This is a genomic window from Roseomonas aerilata DSM 19363 (genome assembly GCF_000711725.1).
Lineage (GTDB): Bacteria > Pseudomonadota > Alphaproteobacteria > Acetobacterales > Acetobacteraceae > Roseomonas > Roseomonas aerilata.
Genome location: NZ_JONP01000017.1, coordinates 92410 through 106656, shown reverse-complemented (window position 1 = coordinate 106656; position 14247 = coordinate 92410). Strand labels below are relative to the sequence as shown.

Below are 14247 nucleotides of genomic sequence, written 5' to 3'. Positions count from 1 at the left end.
GGCGAGGCCTTCCTTGCCTATGTCGGGCAGTTCCTCACGCCCGTCCTGGCCAAGGGCGACGTGGTGGTCCTGGACAACCTTCCCGCACACAAGGTCGCCGGTGTACGCGAGGCGATCCGGGCCACCGGCGCCAGCCTGCTCTACTTGCCGCCCTACAGCCCCGATCTGAACCCCATCGAGCAAGCCTTCGCCAAGCTGAAGGCGCTGCTCCGCAATGCCGCGGCCCGCACCCGAGAGGCCCTCTGGACTACCATCGGGCGCTTACTCGATACCTTCACCCCAGCCGAGTGCAGGAACTACCTCGTTAACTCAGGCTATGCGTTCGAGTGAGGTGGAAGTGCTCTAGGTCTAGAAGCGCGCCGCCGTCCTGCCGCTCCACGATGCTGTCTGGTCCCCCGCCCGGCCAGCGATTCGCCCCCCTTTCCCCTCGCCAGAATTAGAGGGCATGCGAGGCGATGCGGATCTCTGCCGCGTACAGGGGTTCTCGTGTTCCCACGGTCACAGCGGCCACGCCCGAATCACGAAGCTTTGATTTTTAGGCTTGCAGCTACAGGTTGTGCGTCGCACCATGCCAGCAACGAACAGGAGGAACAGGCAAAGGATTTGCACTCATGTTCGCTTTCATCCTCGGCGTTGCTGTGATCTGCGCCGCCAATCTCTGGGTTAGCCAGGCAGCTCACAAGCGAGGGTTCGACGATCTTCCGACTGGCCCACTGGGTTCCTGATGGGGAACCCGAGCTGAACTGCAGGACCGCTCGGGCAACAAGGCGTTAACCGAGGTCGTGCTTCACTGCACGCTCGGCTGTCACGTCACCTTCATAGAGATGAGACAGCCTGGACCGGCGCCGTGATGGGAACCCTCCTGCGTCGGTCCACCTGCCCCACGGTACGTCGGTCTTTTTCCACGCGAGTTTTGCAGGCATCCAGCTGCAGCTGCCTGATTGCAGCTTGCGCAGCGTCATATGCACACTGAGCGCTGCGATAGCCTGACGATGCTTCATGCAATGGCTTTGGGTTTGAAGCAGGCCGATCCTCGATCAACCGCCAGAACCACACGGAAGAGCCGAAACCACGGCGCTCAACGACGATCTGGATATCGTTGAGTGAAAGCTTTGAGCACATCGGGAACATCCACCGTCTTGGGGTTGCTCGATGGCGCTCTCATGGACCTGAGTCCGTTAGGAAGGCGTTACCGTCAGTCTCACAGGCGTTCGGCGACGCCATGGAGCTGCCGGCGATAGGGCTCGGCCATGCGGGCAGCCCTGGCTCGCGCCGTCTTGGCTGTGTGGCAGGAGCCGCAGAGGGCCTGCCCGTTAGCGGGGTCGAGCAGCACGCCGCCGTCCTGCCGCTCCACGATGTGGTCGGCGAAGAGGCGGATCCCGGTCCGGCCGCAGCCAGGTGCCTGGCAGGCGCCTTTCGCTCGGCGGATGACCTCGGCGCGCCAGCGCTGGTGCTCGGCGGTCTTCAGCTCGGGGTCCGCGGTCTTCGGCGCGGGCTGGGCGGTGCGGGTGTCGAGGGTGCCGAGCCGGGAGGCGATGGAGGTCAGGCGGGCCCGCTTCGGCTTCGTCATGGAATCTCCCTAACTGAGTGCACTCTTGCGCACTGCGACTGCCGACCACCACCACACCAAGCTCAGCTCTCAATGATTGACGGCTTCGCAGCCTTTTAGGGCTCTGTTCACTGAGCAGCGATATCAGCGCCACCTGCAGCGACCAAAATGGTTTTGAGCTGCATCCGAGCCATTTCTAGGTGAAAAGCATATGTTCAACACCACCAATACCACCCGGTCCGCCCCCAATAGCTCCGCCTATTTCGGCCTCAGCGGGATGTCCGAAGCGGACCTTCTGCGGCAACTAGAGTCTGCTGAGGTCAAGCTCAATGCGCTCAAGGAGGAACTTCAGGCGCGCCGGACAGTCTCGCCTGGTTCTTAGCAACGAGGCGCTACGCAGGCTCGTCGCCCTGGCTCGGAGCCATCTCGGCGCGAGCATCGTCTGTGAGGGTCGAAATCGTGGTGCGTCAGGCGGGCCCGCTTCGGCTCTGCAACGCTTGCTCCTGATCGCACCCTCGACCAAACGTTAAATCGTCAAGATATTAACCTAGGTAAATCGACAGAAGTGGCACCGCCACCAGTTCCCACTGCAATTTGGGAACAAACAACGTCCAATGGTGCTCGAAAATACCAAGCCATCCTCGAAGGGCGGCTTGAAGATCGACCTGCAGAATCCTGAAAGCGTCAGCTACTGGGCTCAAGTGTTTGGCTTGGATGAACTCGATCTGATGATGGCTGTTCGAACCGCAGGGCGCCGGCCCCAGGACGTAGCCCTGCTGCTTCGCAAACCCTGGCGCTGAAACGCAAAGCGCCCGGGGGCCGAAAAGGGCCTCCGGGCGCTGGGCGCACCTAGGGTGTTGCGGGATTTTCCTATTTCGGCGGACCTGAGTCGGTCAAGGGATTTTATCGGCGGGCAGCCGCCAGAGGTCGGCGAGCTCCCACGCGCCGCGCCGGAGCTTGGCCGCAGAGTCCATGGTCGTGGGGAAGCGGTCCCGTGCAACGTCCTCCACGGTGGCTCGCACGCCGGTCGAGAGGTGGTCGGTGGCGTGGCAGTAGTCCGCCCAGGCACGGGCCTGACCGTCGGTCATCTCGCCATGGCCTCGAGGGCCGGAGCCACGTCCGGTGCCGGGTGCGATGCGCCCGATGTGGTAGAGCTTCGCCAGCATCCGCAAAGCCGTCAGGTTCCGCCCGACCAGCACGCCGGCCTTGGCGTAGTGGTCGAGCACGCCCTCATGGACACGGGCAACCGCCGTGCGCTCGAAGACCTGGGTGCCATCCGGCATGCTGACGTCCGCCTCGACCGTCTCCACCTGAAATCCCCTCGCCAACATGGCCGGCCCCTGCGCTCCTCGATCCACTGCCATGTCCTCCCGCGGCTCAGGTGCTACCGCACGACGAGCACGGGCCAGTGCCTCCGCCTGCCGCTCTGCCCGTAGCGCCGCCATCTCGCGACTGATCAGCACGCTCGCCAGCATCCGCGCACGCTGAAGGCGCCCCTCATCGGGAGGGCAAGGCTCAGGCTGGATCTTGCGGCCATAGGGTGGCCAGTCCGTCATCGCTCACCCTCGGGGCACTCGCCTGGCGGTACCCAATCGGGCGGCGGCTCCCTGACAGGATCACCCGGACCCAACCACGTGACGGCAGGGGGCAGGGAATGGAAGGCGCGCCAGCGTGCAGCACGACGGGCCCACTCAGGAGAGAAGCGATCGAGTCCGCCCGGCAGGGGCTTCGGCGGAGCCTTGGGGAAGCGACGGCCGCGCATCAGGACCGGACCCCGTTTGCGCCAATTCCTGCGTCAATTCGTGCGCCAATTCCGCCCTCGGGGTGGGGGTGCTGCGTCAATTCATACGCCCTCCCCCCGAAGGGGGAGGGCGAATTGGCGCAAAGCACCCCTCGGCGCCTCTCCGGTGCGTCAATTCCGCGCCAATTCCTGCGCCAATTCGCGCTCATGAGCCGGGCCTCTTGGAGTGATTTACGGTCACGCCCTGCGCCGCCTTGCGGGTGACCGGATCCTTGTACTCGCCCTCCACGAGGAGGCCGCTCTTCAGCCAGGCGGCGACCACCTTGCCGGCCTGGCCCTCCTGCACGCCAAACATTTCCATGACGATGTTGCCCGCCCAGCGCGTGTTGCTGCGACCGCGCCGCGAGGCGCTGTACTGCTGGCCCTGCTCGTTGCCGGCGGCGATCCGGTCGAGGATGGCATTCAGGTCGGCGTCGGAGAGATCCTTCCAGACGTCCGGCGCTTCCCAGGCCTCGATGACCTGCACATTGTCGCCGTGGGGATAGGCGGGAGTCGCATTGCCGAGGGCGACGCTGGCGAGATGGAACCACCGGGCCTTGCCAGCCGGCGGTGCAAGGTTCGCCTTGCCGTCGTCCAGCCTGACGTAGAGGCGGCGGGCGTCCTCGCGGATGTCGAATGACTCGGCCTCCTCGGGGGACATCGCCGTGAGGGTGAGCGCCACACGGGCCGCATTGATGAGGGCGGAGGCGCCGCGGGCCGCATCCACGTCGCCGGCGAGGGCGCCCTTGCGGGTGTGGTGCACGAGCAGGATGGCGCAGCCGGTGGCGTCGGCGACCTCCGCCCAGGCGCGGGCGGCGGCGTTGATGTGGGGGTTGCTGTTCTCTTCCAGCTCGTGGCTGTTGACGAAGGGGTCGACCACCACGAAGCCGATGTTGTGCTCGCGGATGAGGCGGATCAGCGCGTCCTTATCGGGGTAGGCGATACTCATGCCGTCGGCGTCGAGGGCCGCGATGACGAGGCGGCGCTCGCGCCCGCTGAGGATGAACAGGCGCCCGGCCAGATGCTCGTCGTCCAGGTTGTAGTGGTCCATGGCGGCGGCGACGCGGCGGTCGAACTCGTCCTCCGGATCCTCGAGGCCGCAGCAGAGCGTGTTAGCCTGGGCATGCACCCAGTCGCCGAGCAGGCCGCGGCCGCCGGCCATGGAGAGCGCCACAACGACGCTGTACGACGTCTTGCCCACGCCGCCTGGGGCGACCAGCACGGTGATGTACCGGCGGACGAGCTGCACGCCGTAGAGCCACTCGCGCGGCGGAATCGCGGCCCCGCGGCGGAGGCTCGCCGGCTTGATGACCAGCGGCCGGTCGTCCTGCACCACGTGGAGACCGGCTCCGAGGGCAGCGCGCGCGCGGATCTGCGCATAGGCGTCCAGCGGATCAGCGGACATGGCGGCGCCTCCTCCGCGGCTGGCAGCGGAGCCACCAGCCAACTTCCTCAGAGACGATCGCCCGCACTTCTCGAGGGAGTAACGGGCCGATGCGGCGGCCCTTCAGCGTGGCGCCGGCGGCTGCTTCATTCACCGCGTGCGCCCTTGCCAGAATGGCGGGTACCTCCGCCCACTCCGCGATCATCCCGGCGATAGCCTTCTTGATGCCTTCCGCGACCCGCCACCGGGCCAGCTCCCAGCGGAAGGTCGCGTCGTTCACGCCCCAGGCGCAGTCGATGCGCAGGGGCGAACCTATGGTCTCAGCACCGGACGCCCCGACGTTGCGGCAGGCCGCGCGAGCAGCCTCCCAGGCGTCCTCGCGCTCGAGCACACCCTGGGCGACCAGCAGGCCGTAGGCGCTGCAGAGAGCGGCCAGGCCAGGCGGTGATGCGCCGGGTGAGCTCATGCCGCGGCGGCCAGCCCGCGCCGCGTGGTTGCGTAGCGCCAGAGCGCGAGGGCATCGGCTGCGTTGTCGTCCGTGGGGTTCCACCCCTGCGCCTGGCACCAGGCGATCACCTCGGGCTTCTTCGCACGACCGCTGCCGAGCACGGCCTTGCGGACGGTCGGCGCAGCGGCCTCGCGGCACAGGATCGAGCGGCGATAGCACCAGGTCTCGACGGCGCCGGCGAGGTAGAGTTGGAGGCGGGCGGTGTGGGCGTGCGTCTGCGCCTGGGGCGGCAGCGGTGCCTCCATGACTACGCGGTCGAAATGCTGCACGTCGTGGAGGTCCATCAGCCCGTCGAGGAAGGCGCAGGCGACAGCGCCGAGACCAGCGATGCCCTTTGGCAGGAGCATCACGCCGTGGTCAGGATCCCCGCCCGCACGGCCGCACGCCCAGCCGACATTTGTCGATAGGTCGAGCGCGAGGACGAGGGGCGAGGAACCCGACATCAGTGCACCGCGTCCTCAGGATTGCCGCGGGACCGGCGGGCGCCGCGCACGGGCTTGGCCTCCGTCGGGGCGGCAGTGCCGTCGAGGAAGGCCTTGCCGTCGGTCCAGCCGCGGTGCCACTCGGCAGCGTGCGGGGTGCCCACCGGGTACGGGTTGCCATCCTCGCGCGCGCCCTGCGTGCCGTCGGTGTAGCCGCGCTCGCGGGCCTCATAGGCGGCGTGCTCCGCGGCTGCCTTCTCGGTCGGCTTCTCGATGTCGCCGAACAGCGTGGCCTGGGCGCCGAGCGGCGCACCCATCCAGGTCGTGTACCGGGCAAGGTTCTTCAGGTGCGTGTCGCGCTCGTCCGCGTCGAGGTCGCGGAGGCGGATCGCCGCGTCCATGTCGCCCAGGTTCACGCCGCTCGCCTTCGCGCGCTTCCGCGCCAGGCGCATCTCAGCGGTGGCCTGCTCCTGCTTCTTTTTGGCATCGCGGATGGCGCGATAGTGCTCGAGGTAGGTCTCGGGCTTGAGGTTGGACGGGGAGGCAGCTTCAACGCGCTCGGCCATGGCGGGTGGCTCTCCTGGTGGAAGGTGGTGGGTGTGACGGAGCAGTCCGCTGTGATCGCGGACGGCCACGCGGCGGGGGCGCTCCCCGGCGGCGTGGATCTCGCGCAGCAGCTGCTGGATGGCGCGGTTGAGGCCGCGGGCGGTGCGCGGTACCAGCGCGGTGCGCTCGCCGGCAGTGAGCGTCCCCGCCGCGCGGTCCCACGTGGCGTCGACCGTGGCGGGGCCGAGGCTCATCCCGGGTCGCACCAGTCGCACCAGACCGTCTGGGTGCGCGGGAAGAACTCGTCGTCGCAGAACTGGCAGCGACGCGGCGTGAGGAAGACCGTGCGGCACGCGGCGTGGTGCACGATAACGAATTGGGCGTCCGGGGCACCGGTGATCGGACCGGTGAGGGGATCCCCGGACGCGGCTGGCCGAGGGGGCCCGGCCAGCATCTGGTTTGCTTCGAGGCGGCTCATCGCGCGGCTTCGCGCTCGCGGACGACCCATTCGGCGACGAGGCCGAGGTCCATGCCGAACCACTCGGCGATCTCCCGCCCCGTGCTGCCGCGCGCCAGCATCCCGCGCGCCTCCTCCACCTCGCTGGGCGAGTGGAAGGGGTAAAGGGCCGCGAGCCCCGCTGGCGGCTCGGGCTGCTGCGGCAGCTTCCAAGCGATGCCGCGCACCTGGTTGCTCATGCCGCGCCGCCCGTGCCGCCAATGGCGCGCAGCCGCCCCTTGCCCAGCGAGGCAGCCCGCGCGGCCGCGACACGGGAGACGTCCAGCAGCTCGCTGCGCACCGCCTCCTCGTCATCCACGCTCAGGCTGCCGTCGGCCATGCCGCGGGCCAGGGCGCCGCCCGCCTCGCTAACCTCCTTCATGACGGCGGCCACCGCCTCGACGGCGCAACCGGCCGCCGCTGCGTCCTCCGGCACAAGCCGGTGGCTCACGCGCGCGGCCATCTCGCTGATCAGCTCGACCCGGCCAGTGACCTGCGCGAGCCGGCAGAGCACGTCGATCGGCATGAACTGCTCGTGGTGGGGACTTTGGTAGTTGGCGAGCTGCGACCGCCCCACCCTGCCCCGAAGGCACGCGGCGGCGGCATCGAGCCCGCCGGCCGCTTCGATCAGGTCTCGCGTGAGAGCCTTCAGGGGCATGTCGGCCGGGGTGGGGCGGTCGTTCACGAGAAATCTCCGAGGCGGGTGGACTCGATCCAGGTGCGAACCATCACCGGGTCGGGCAAAGCGTCGTCATGCGAAGCAATCGACAGCGGCGGCATCGCGCCCGCACGGAAACAGGCTGCGGGCGGGAAGAGGGCGGACGCCTGGCCCGGCTGCCAGTCGGGCGCGCTCACGGCAGCACCGCCAGCAGCGTTCGCACCATCAGGGCGATGAGCAGCCAGAGCACTGCCGAGAGCACCAAGGCAGCCCGAAAGCCGGCGCCGGACGGAGGCGGGGACTCTTGCGGGGTCACCGGGCACGCTGCGGGGCCATGGTGCAGAAGGGCCAGTCGTCCGGCAGATCGTGGGCGGCAGCCGCGCGGCGGTACGTGCTGACCATGAGAAAGCAGCGGCGGCGGATATCGGAGATGACGTCCCGGCGCGGGTGCCGCGGGCCGATCACCAGCTCTTCCGCCCACGCGGCTAGATCATCGAGGGAGGGCTGCCGAGCCATGTTAGGCTCTCAGTCCGGCGGCCGGAGCGTTGCCACCCTGACCGCCGGCGGTCACCATGAGGCTGTCGAGACTTGCAGGGGGAACCGAGAAGTTGCCGAGGCATACGGAACTGCTGGTCCAGCTCACGGAGGCCACGAAGGAGGCGGTGGCCGCGACGCGCCAAGCACACGAGCGCATCCGCCTACTCGAGCACGACCTTTCCGCAGTTCGCATCGCCCTGACTGCGTTCCTGACAACTGCGACCAAGGAACAGTTGCGGGTCGTGGGGGCCAGGTTGAGCACCGATCCGCGCCAACTCTCCGAGACAGGCGAGCTTCTCCCGACCGAAGACGAAGAGAGGCTCCGCAACGCTATGGCCGACCTGCGTGCGATCATCAGGCGACGCCTCTTGGCGACCGACCCCGAGCTAGTTCTCGGCGAAGCGCTTCAGTCTCAGCCCGAAGGTCGCTAATCGCCTCGACCAATTCTGGCGGCGGCGGAGCAATCCGCGCCACCGCCCACCAGATCACCCGCCCGATCAGCGCGCGCATCAGGCGGCCTCTGCCGATACCGCAAAGTCCGCGGCGGTGACCTTGCCCTCGGTGGCCGCCGAAAGTTTGTCGAGCATCGGCCACGATGGCCGAGCCTTGCCCGTCCGCCAGCGCCATATGGCGACTGTGGAGACGCCCACCTTTTGAGCCAGCGCCTTAACCGACCCGCGATCCGGGCCGAGATAGCTATCGAGGGTCATGCCGGAAGACTTACCTCTGAGGTAAGTTACCCGTCAAGTAAGAAGCCTGTATCCTTACCGGCTACGGCATGGAACAAAGTGCCCACAGGTAGTGCAATCAGTGCCATGCCTACGCGCTCAAAACCGACAGCAGCGCCGAACGCGGCGACTGGCCCTCATCCGTTCGCGCACCTGGCCGCGTGGCGCGAGCAGGCAGAATTGACGCAAGAACAAGTCGCGAACAGAATGGGCGTATCCGGGGTGACGATACACCGGTGGGAGGCAGGGAAAGCGCCGGTGACCGTGCCCAATTTTATAGAATTGGCTCAGCTTTACGGCGCAACTGACCCTGCTCAGCTCATGTTCCCTCCGGCCGCGCGGGAGACCGCTGCGGCGCTCCGTCGCGCCCACCGGGTGCTGTCGAGTCTCCCTGCTAAACAGGCGACCAACTGGCTCACGAGTGGGGAGGATCTGGCCGAAGCCTTCGGCTCATCTGCCGGGGACACTTCGCGCGAGAAGTAAGACCGAACCACCCACCTTACCTCAGGAGTAAGATTGCGCTTGCCGGTCATCTTACTTCACAGGTAAGTATCCCTCTGCATCCCGGAGGGCAACATGGAAGACTTCGACACCCCGTTCGGCTTCGCTGGCCCGCCGGGAGAACTGACCGAGCGGCTCAAGGGCGCCGCGGTTCTCGGCTTTGCGGGCGGCATGATCAGCCTTGGCTGCCTCGCGCTCCTGCACTTCGTCGCGTACCTGGTGGGACGCTGAGCGATGGCCGGTTCAATCGCCGAGGCGCGAGACCGCCTGCTCGATCATCTGGCGCAAAGCTGGATCACCCACTGCGGCTTGCGCGCCGAAGCCGCGCGCTCGGACCTGGATAGCCTTACCAGCGCCACCGAAGCGTCCATGGGCGACATCTGGACCGAGCAGGCCCGGGGCGGTGCCAAACAGAACATCGCTTACTGGCAGGAGCAGGCGGAGCTTACCTCCGAGCTCCTGGCCGCCTGCGCGACTGGCGAGGGCTGACCGATGGCCATCCGCCTCACCTGCCCCGTCCTCCGCGGCGAGGTCATCAGCGGGCCTGATGCGGGCTCCGTCTCCTACGGCTCGGCGCGCGACTGGGCCCGCGTCTACGCCGCGAGTGAAGCGATATGCGCCTCGATCGCGGCCGCGGTGAATGGCCGCCCGGGACGCTTTAGCGACCGGCGCGGCTCGGTCTGGCGCCTCGACATCTACCAGGCCGGGGAGAAGGTACCTCGCTTGCCGAAGTCCAGGCCGCCGCAGGACCGGCCGGCTTATGAGGCGGTGCGCGCCGTCGCCATGACCATGCCGGACGTACCCTTCGGCTCGCACCGGGCCATCAAGGCGGCGGCGGATGCGGTGGAAGGGCGCCGGGCATGAGCCCGCGCCCGCTGCAGCCCGAGCACATGCGCGCCGGCAACCCGCCCTCCTACTGGTCCTCGGGACTCCCGCGGCCGGAGCACATGCGGCCGGATCCCGTGCGGTTCGAAGCCGAGCAGGCCAAGGCCGACAGGCGCGACCGCGGGTACGACATCGCCATGGTCGGGCGCCGGCTCAGCCACTCCGATCGGCTGGGAGGCTGAGGATGGCCGACCGCCCCATCATCTTCTCCGCGCCGATGGTGCGCGCGCTGCTGGAGGGGAGGAAGACGCAGACGCGGCGCCTGCTGCGCGCCGCTGTGCCCGACGGCCACTTCGTAGACCGGTGCCCCTACGTCAGCACGGGCTGGAGCCTGTGGACCAAGGCGCAGGAGAGCCATGTTGAGGGCTGCACGTGCCAACCCTTCCGAGGCGTGCCCTGGCACGCCGGCGATCGGCTATGGGTGCGCGAGGCCTGGGCGCAGCCAACCTGCATGGATCCTGGTCCCACCTTCTGGCGCGCCGATTACCCGGCCTGCGTGCCGCCCCACTACGAGAACGTTCCGCCGGCAGAGAGCATCCGCTGGAGGCCATCGATCCACATGCCACGCTCGGCCTCGCGCCTGACGCTGCTGGTGACGGAGGTGCGGGTCCAGCACCTGCACGACATCAGCAGGGACGACGTGCTCGCGGAAGGAGCGCCACTCGACCCGGACTACCGCGACACCAGCGCGGACGGCAGCAACCCCCACATGGTCGCAATCGGTGTGGCCCAGTGGCAGTCGCCGCGCGCTTGGTACCACAAGCTCTGGGACAGCCTGCACGGGCCCGGCTCCTGGGACGCCAACCCCGATGTGGTCGCCCTCACCTTCCAGGTCACCCACGCGAACATCGACACCCTCATCAGCGAGGCAGCATGAGCGACGTCACTGAATCCCAGGGCCAGCTGGTGGCCGCGCAGGAGGGCGGTGCCCTCGCGCCCGCCGCGAGCGCCGCGGACTCCATGCTGAACTTTATCGCGTCTGCGGTGTCGAACCCCGACACCGATGTCGCGAAGCTGGAGGCCCTGCTGCGGATGCAGGAGCGCGTGCTGGCCTCGGATGCGAAGGCGCAGTTCAACCGCGCCCGGCAGGCCGTGCAGGCACTGGCGCCGCGAGTGAAGAAGAACGGCACCATCGACCTGGGCGAGGACAAGAACACGAAGCAGAAGCGCGGCGCCATTCCCTTCGCCACTTTCGAGGATGTGGACGCGGTGCTGCGGCCCCTCATGACGGCGCAGGGTCTCAGCGTGTCCTTCAGCATGAAGCCGCGCGAGGGCGGCCTGATGGTCCTCGCCGAGCTGTCGCACCAGGCTGGGCACTCGGAGGTCTACGAGTTCCCGATCATCTCGGACGGCGGGCCCGGCCGGAACGCGCTGCAGGCGATCGGCTCCGGCTTCTCTTACGGCAAGCGGTACGCTCTCGAGGGCATCTTCAACGTGGTCCGCGAGAAGGCGGACGACGACGGGAGAGCCGGCGGCACGCGGTACATCACTGAGGAACAGAAGGAGCAGATCATCGGCCTCCTGCAGGAGACCGACACGGACGTGCGCCGGTTCCTCTCCACCCTTGGCGACGTCGCCACAGTGGACGACATGGACCAGGCGGTGTTCCCCGTCGCAGTGAACCTGCTGCAGCAGAAGAAGGTGGCCGCCGCGCGCAAGGGAGCCGCTTCGTGATCGAGCACCAGGTCGAGCAGGGCTCGCCGGCATGGCTGAAGCTGCGCCTCGGCATCCCCACCGCGAGCGAGATGGACAAGATCATCACGCCGAAGACGGGCGAGCTGTCGGCGTCGGCCAAGCCTTACGCCTACCGCCTCCTCGCGGAGAAGCTGCTGGGCGAACCCCTGCAGAGCCTCGAGGGCCTGGAATGGGTGGAGCGGGGCAAGGAGATGGAGCCGGCCGCGGTCCGCGCCTACGAGTTCCTCCAGGAGACGGAGACGCGACCGGTAGGGTTCATCACCACAGACGACGGTCTAGTCGGTGCCTCCCCCGATCGGCTTTGGGTCGGGAAGGCCTGGGGCGTCGAGATCAAGTGCCCGGCGCCGCAGACGCACATCGGGTACCTGGTCGACGGCTGGGACGTGAAGTACCGGCCGCAGGTCATGGCGCAGATGTTCGTGGGCGAGCTCGAGGGGGTGGACCGGTACTCCTACCACCCGCGCATGCCCCCCGCGCTCGAGGTCACCTCGCGCGATGAGAAGTTCATCGGGAGGCTTCGGATCGCGCTGGAGGACTTCCAGGGGATGTTTGCCGAGTTGGAGGCGAAGGCCCGCGCTTCGGGCTACTTCGAGGAGCAGAAGCACCTCCGCACGGTCGCCGAAGCGGCCTATGCCGATCGCATGGAGGACGCCGGCGGGTGCCCCCCGGCTGGCGCGAGGCCGGAGCGCAGGCCGAAGCAGTTCGACAACGGCTACGACCCGCCGATCGCCAACTCCGCCATGCCCTTCGTATGACCAGGGAGACCACCGATGCCTAAACGTGTGCAGCTCTCCCGCGCCAAAGGTTGGCGGATGCCGGAGAACACTGTGAAGGCCGACCGGACCACTGGCTTTGGGAACCCCTTCCCCTGCAACTGGCCGTTCGGATGCCCAAGGTCTCCGATGTACGACCAGGGGCAGGAGCTTGACGGCTCCGCAAGCATGACCTGCTGCGTTGACACGTTTGCTGAGTGGGTTCGGCAGGGTACCGCCAAGGAGGAGAGCCGCCTGACCGGCAAGGGCGGCGGGCTGGTGGCTGGCCTCATGGCGAGCGGGGGCAATGTGGAACGGACCAAGCTGGTCGAGGGCCTGCCTCTGCTTCGAGGCCGCAACCTCGCCTGCTGGTGCAGCCCGACCAAGCCTTGTCACTGCGATGTGCTGCTTGAGCTCGCCAATTCCGGGGAGAACGCCGATGCCTGACGGCGGGTCAATCATCCCTCGCTGGCTCGACCGTGACGCCGCGGCCCGTTACCTGAGCATGCGCCCGGACAAGCTCGCCCGGCTGGTCAAGGTAGGGAAGCTCCCCACCCCCTCCTATCGGGCCGGGCCGAAGTCCCCGCTGTGGGACCGCGAGGCGCTGGACGCCTTCTTGAGCGGCAAGGTAGCGTCCGCGCAACAGGAGGTCCCCCTTGCCGAAGCCGTCAGCGCCCTTGCCGCCCGCCTCGCCCAAGGGAACGGGCGCCGACCGCGTCGTGCGGAAGCGGCTCGCTGACGGGACCATCAAGGAGTACCGCTACCCGCGGGACCGGCCCCCGAAGGAGAAGGCTCCCCGGTGGGCGGCCGACAGCATCGACGCCCTCCTGCAGGAATACACCCGGAGCCCAGAGTGGGACGCGAAGTCCGCGGTGACGCGGAAGCAGACGATGCACTACCTGAAGCCGCTCTACGCGATTGGTCACTACAAGGCGGCCGACCTCCGGCGCCGCGAGGTTCTGGCCATCCGAGACGGCGTGGTGAAGGGCTCAGGGCGCGAGGCGGGGAACAGCTTCATCAAGGCCGGCAGGGGCGCCTTCAAATGGGCGATCGAGCGCGAGTGGTTCGACAGCTCGCCGTTCGACCGCATCACCAGGCTGGAGGGCGGGGAGTTCCCTGCTTGGACAGACAACCAAGCCGAAGCCGCCCTCAACGGCCTGCCCGATCCGTTGCGCCGGGTGGTGCTTCTGGGCGCCTATACCAGCCAGCGCCGCAGCGACCTCATCGCCATGAAGTGGACGCAGGTCGCAGGCGGCGTGCTCCACCTCAGGCAGGTGAAGACGAACATGGAGGTCACGATGCCCCTCCACCCCGTGCTGGCGGCTGAGATGGAGAAGTGGCGCGCGGAGGCGACCCGCCGCAAAGGCAAGGGCGACGCCTACGTCCTGACGACCGCCAAGGGCGAGCAGTGGACTGGCCAGGGGTTGTCACAGGCGATGAAGCGCGCCCTGAACAACATCGGGATCCACGGCATCAACATCCACGGCCTGCGCAAGCTGGCGGCGAAGCGGCTGGCCGAGGATGGCTGCACCACGCACGAGATCGCCGCGGTGACCGGGCACAAGTCGCTGCAGCAGGTGCAGCACTATACCGACAAAGCGGACCGCGTTCGGCTGGCTTCGTCGGCAGTTGCCAGGCTGAAACCGCGCTCCTGACAACTGCCCAGTTACTGCCCGCAAGTATTTGTATTTGTCCTATGTCACGGGCCGCTCTGGGAGGTGACGCGCGCCGGGCGCGAGGATGCGGCGCGGCGCGCGGTGGGCGACTACGCCCGCTGAAAGGTGTTCAGAGGCGTTCCGCCTCGGC

At 67.9% G+C, this 14247-nt stretch carries 27 protein-coding genes; 14 read left to right on the top strand and 13 right to left on the bottom strand.

From position 1 onward, the window contains the following. On the top strand, positions 1–330 hold a 330-nt coding region (locus BO39_RS19000), incomplete at its 5' end, for an IS630 family transposase (protein ID WP_043836331.1). A gap of 871 nt (positions 331–1201) precedes the next feature. Here the strand turns inward: BO39_RS19000 and BO39_RS18995 are convergent. After that, entirely contained in the window at positions 1202–1570 is a 369-nt protein-coding gene (locus BO39_RS18995) for an HNH endonuclease (protein ID WP_043836329.1), read from the bottom strand. Between the two features lie 190 nt (positions 1571–1760). Between BO39_RS18995 and BO39_RS32730 the strand changes: the two genes are divergently transcribed. Continuing rightward, positions 1761–1931, top strand: coding sequence for a hypothetical protein (locus BO39_RS32730; RefSeq protein WP_156963763.1), 171 nt, complete (start codon positions 1761–1763; stop codon positions 1929–1931). A gap of 232 nt (positions 1932–2163) precedes the next feature. Next, positions 2164–2349, top strand: a complete 186-nt coding sequence (locus tag BO39_RS18990) for a DUF3606 domain-containing protein (RefSeq protein ID WP_043836327.1) — start codon at positions 2164–2166, stop codon at positions 2347–2349. Positions 2350–2442: 93 nt separating this feature from the next. Here BO39_RS18990 and BO39_RS18985 read toward each other — a convergent pair whose 3' ends face one another. The 11 genes from BO39_RS18985 to BO39_RS18945 form a co-directional block, all read right to left on the bottom strand. Further along, complete coding sequence (locus BO39_RS18985; RefSeq protein WP_156963762.1) at positions 2443–3012, bottom strand: hypothetical protein; 570 nt, start codon at positions 3010–3012, stop codon at positions 2443–2445. A 483-nt stretch (positions 3013–3495) separates the two neighbouring features. Beyond that, a complete protein-coding gene (locus tag BO39_RS18980; RefSeq protein WP_052402307.1) occupies positions 3496–4734 on the bottom strand; it encodes an AAA family ATPase in 1239 nt (412 codons plus the stop codon). Further along, on the bottom strand, positions 4724–5179 hold the full coding sequence (locus BO39_RS18975) for a hypothetical protein (RefSeq protein ID WP_043836324.1): 456 nt from the start codon (positions 5177–5179) through the stop codon (positions 4724–4726). The genes BO39_RS18980 and BO39_RS18975 overlap by 11 nt, the downstream gene beginning before the upstream one ends. Beyond that, positions 5176–5664, bottom strand: coding sequence for a hypothetical protein (locus BO39_RS18970; RefSeq protein ID WP_052402306.1), 489 nt, complete (start codon positions 5662–5664; stop codon positions 5176–5178). The genes BO39_RS18975 and BO39_RS18970 overlap by 4 nt, the downstream gene beginning before the upstream one ends. Continuing rightward, a complete protein-coding gene (locus BO39_RS18965) occupies positions 5664–6443 on the bottom strand; it encodes a ribosome modulation factor (RefSeq protein WP_043836322.1) in 780 nt (259 codons plus the stop codon). Before BO39_RS18965 ends, BO39_RS18970 begins: the two co-directional genes overlap by 1 nt. Beyond that, complete coding sequence (locus tag BO39_RS18960; RefSeq protein WP_156963761.1) at positions 6440–6667, bottom strand: hypothetical protein; 228 nt, start codon at positions 6665–6667, stop codon at positions 6440–6442. The genes BO39_RS18965 and BO39_RS18960 overlap by 4 nt, the downstream gene beginning before the upstream one ends. Then, on the bottom strand, positions 6664–6885 hold the full coding sequence (locus tag BO39_RS18955) for a hypothetical protein (RefSeq protein ID WP_043836319.1): 222 nt from the start codon (positions 6883–6885) through the stop codon (positions 6664–6666). The genes BO39_RS18960 and BO39_RS18955 overlap by 4 nt, the downstream gene beginning before the upstream one ends. After that, positions 6882–7370, bottom strand: coding sequence for a phage regulatory CII family protein (locus tag BO39_RS18950; protein ID WP_043836317.1), 489 nt, complete (start codon positions 7368–7370; stop codon positions 6882–6884). Before BO39_RS18950 ends, BO39_RS18955 begins: the two co-directional genes overlap by 4 nt. After that, positions 7367–7540: a hypothetical protein gene (locus BO39_RS32725; RefSeq protein WP_156963760.1), complete on the bottom strand. Its 174-nt coding sequence runs from the start codon at positions 7538–7540 to the stop codon at positions 7367–7369. The genes BO39_RS18950 and BO39_RS32725 overlap by 4 nt, the downstream gene beginning before the upstream one ends. After that, complete coding sequence (locus BO39_RS35000) at positions 7537–7659, bottom strand: hypothetical protein (protein WP_281175574.1); 123 nt, start codon at positions 7657–7659, stop codon at positions 7537–7539. The genes BO39_RS32725 and BO39_RS35000 overlap by 4 nt, the downstream gene beginning before the upstream one ends. Next, positions 7656–7859, bottom strand: a complete 204-nt coding sequence (locus BO39_RS18945; protein ID WP_043836315.1) for a hypothetical protein — start codon at positions 7857–7859, stop codon at positions 7656–7658. Before BO39_RS18945 ends, BO39_RS35000 begins: the two co-directional genes overlap by 4 nt. Positions 7860–7915: 56 nt before the next feature. On the opposite strand from BO39_RS18945, the gene BO39_RS18940 reads away from it, so the two are divergent. Continuing rightward, a complete protein-coding gene (locus tag BO39_RS18940; protein ID WP_156963759.1) occupies positions 7916–8311 on the top strand; it encodes a hypothetical protein in 396 nt (131 codons plus the stop codon). Positions 8312–8389: 78 nt separating this feature from the next. On the opposite strand, the gene BO39_RS32720 is transcribed toward BO39_RS18940, so the two are convergent. Then, positions 8390–8590: a helix-turn-helix domain-containing protein gene (locus tag BO39_RS32720; RefSeq protein WP_156963758.1), complete on the bottom strand. Its 201-nt coding sequence runs from the start codon at positions 8588–8590 to the stop codon at positions 8390–8392. 105 nt (positions 8591–8695) lie between these two features. Here BO39_RS32720 and BO39_RS35230 point away from each other — a divergent pair, with 105 nt between their 5' ends. The 10 genes from BO39_RS35230 to BO39_RS18895 all read left to right on the top strand — a co-directional run bounded on the left by BO39_RS35230 (position 8696) and on the right by BO39_RS18895 (position 14096). Next, positions 8696–9091, top strand: a complete 396-nt coding sequence (locus BO39_RS35230; protein WP_084698251.1) for a helix-turn-helix domain-containing protein — start codon at positions 8696–8698, stop codon at positions 9089–9091. Between the two features lie 93 nt (positions 9092–9184). Beyond that, positions 9185–9340, top strand: a complete 156-nt coding sequence (locus BO39_RS32715; protein WP_156963757.1) for a hypothetical protein — start codon at positions 9185–9187, stop codon at positions 9338–9340. Positions 9341–9343: 3 nt separating this feature from the next. Then, complete coding sequence (locus BO39_RS18935; protein ID WP_043836311.1) at positions 9344–9598, top strand: hypothetical protein; 255 nt, start codon at positions 9344–9346, stop codon at positions 9596–9598. Positions 9599–9601: 3 nt separating this feature from the next. After that, entirely contained in the window at positions 9602–9973 is a 372-nt protein-coding gene (locus BO39_RS18930) for a hypothetical protein (RefSeq protein ID WP_043836310.1), read from the top strand. Beyond that, the gene (locus BO39_RS18925) at positions 9970–10176 is read left to right on the top strand and encodes a hypothetical protein (protein WP_043836308.1); all 207 of its coding nucleotides are present in this window, start codon (positions 9970–9972) and stop codon (positions 10174–10176) included. The genes BO39_RS18930 and BO39_RS18925 overlap by 4 nt, the downstream gene beginning before the upstream one ends. 2 nt (positions 10177–10178) lie before the next feature. Then, the gene (locus tag BO39_RS18920) at positions 10179–10871 is read left to right on the top strand and encodes a hypothetical protein (protein WP_043836306.1); all 693 of its coding nucleotides are present in this window, start codon (positions 10179–10181) and stop codon (positions 10869–10871) included. Then, positions 10868–11668 carry an ERF family protein gene (locus BO39_RS18915; RefSeq protein WP_043836305.1) on the top strand — a complete coding sequence of 267 codons (801 nt, stop codon included), beginning with the start codon at positions 10868–10870 and terminating at the stop codon, positions 11666–11668. The genes BO39_RS18920 and BO39_RS18915 overlap by 4 nt, the downstream gene beginning before the upstream one ends. Continuing rightward, positions 11665–12444, top strand: coding sequence for a lambda exonuclease family protein (locus tag BO39_RS30190; protein ID WP_052402305.1), 780 nt, complete (start codon positions 11665–11667; stop codon positions 12442–12444). Before BO39_RS18915 ends, BO39_RS30190 begins: the two co-directional genes overlap by 4 nt. 15 nt (positions 12445–12459) lie before the next feature. Beyond that, entirely contained in the window at positions 12460–12888 is a 429-nt protein-coding gene (locus tag BO39_RS18905) for a DUF4326 domain-containing protein (RefSeq protein WP_084698250.1), read from the top strand. A gap of 209 nt (positions 12889–13097) precedes the next feature. Beyond that, positions 13098–14096 carry a tyrosine-type recombinase/integrase gene (locus tag BO39_RS18895; protein ID WP_156963756.1) on the top strand — a complete coding sequence of 333 codons (999 nt, stop codon included), beginning with the start codon at positions 13098–13100 and terminating at the stop codon, positions 14094–14096. Positions 14097–14247 lie beyond the last annotated feature (151 nt).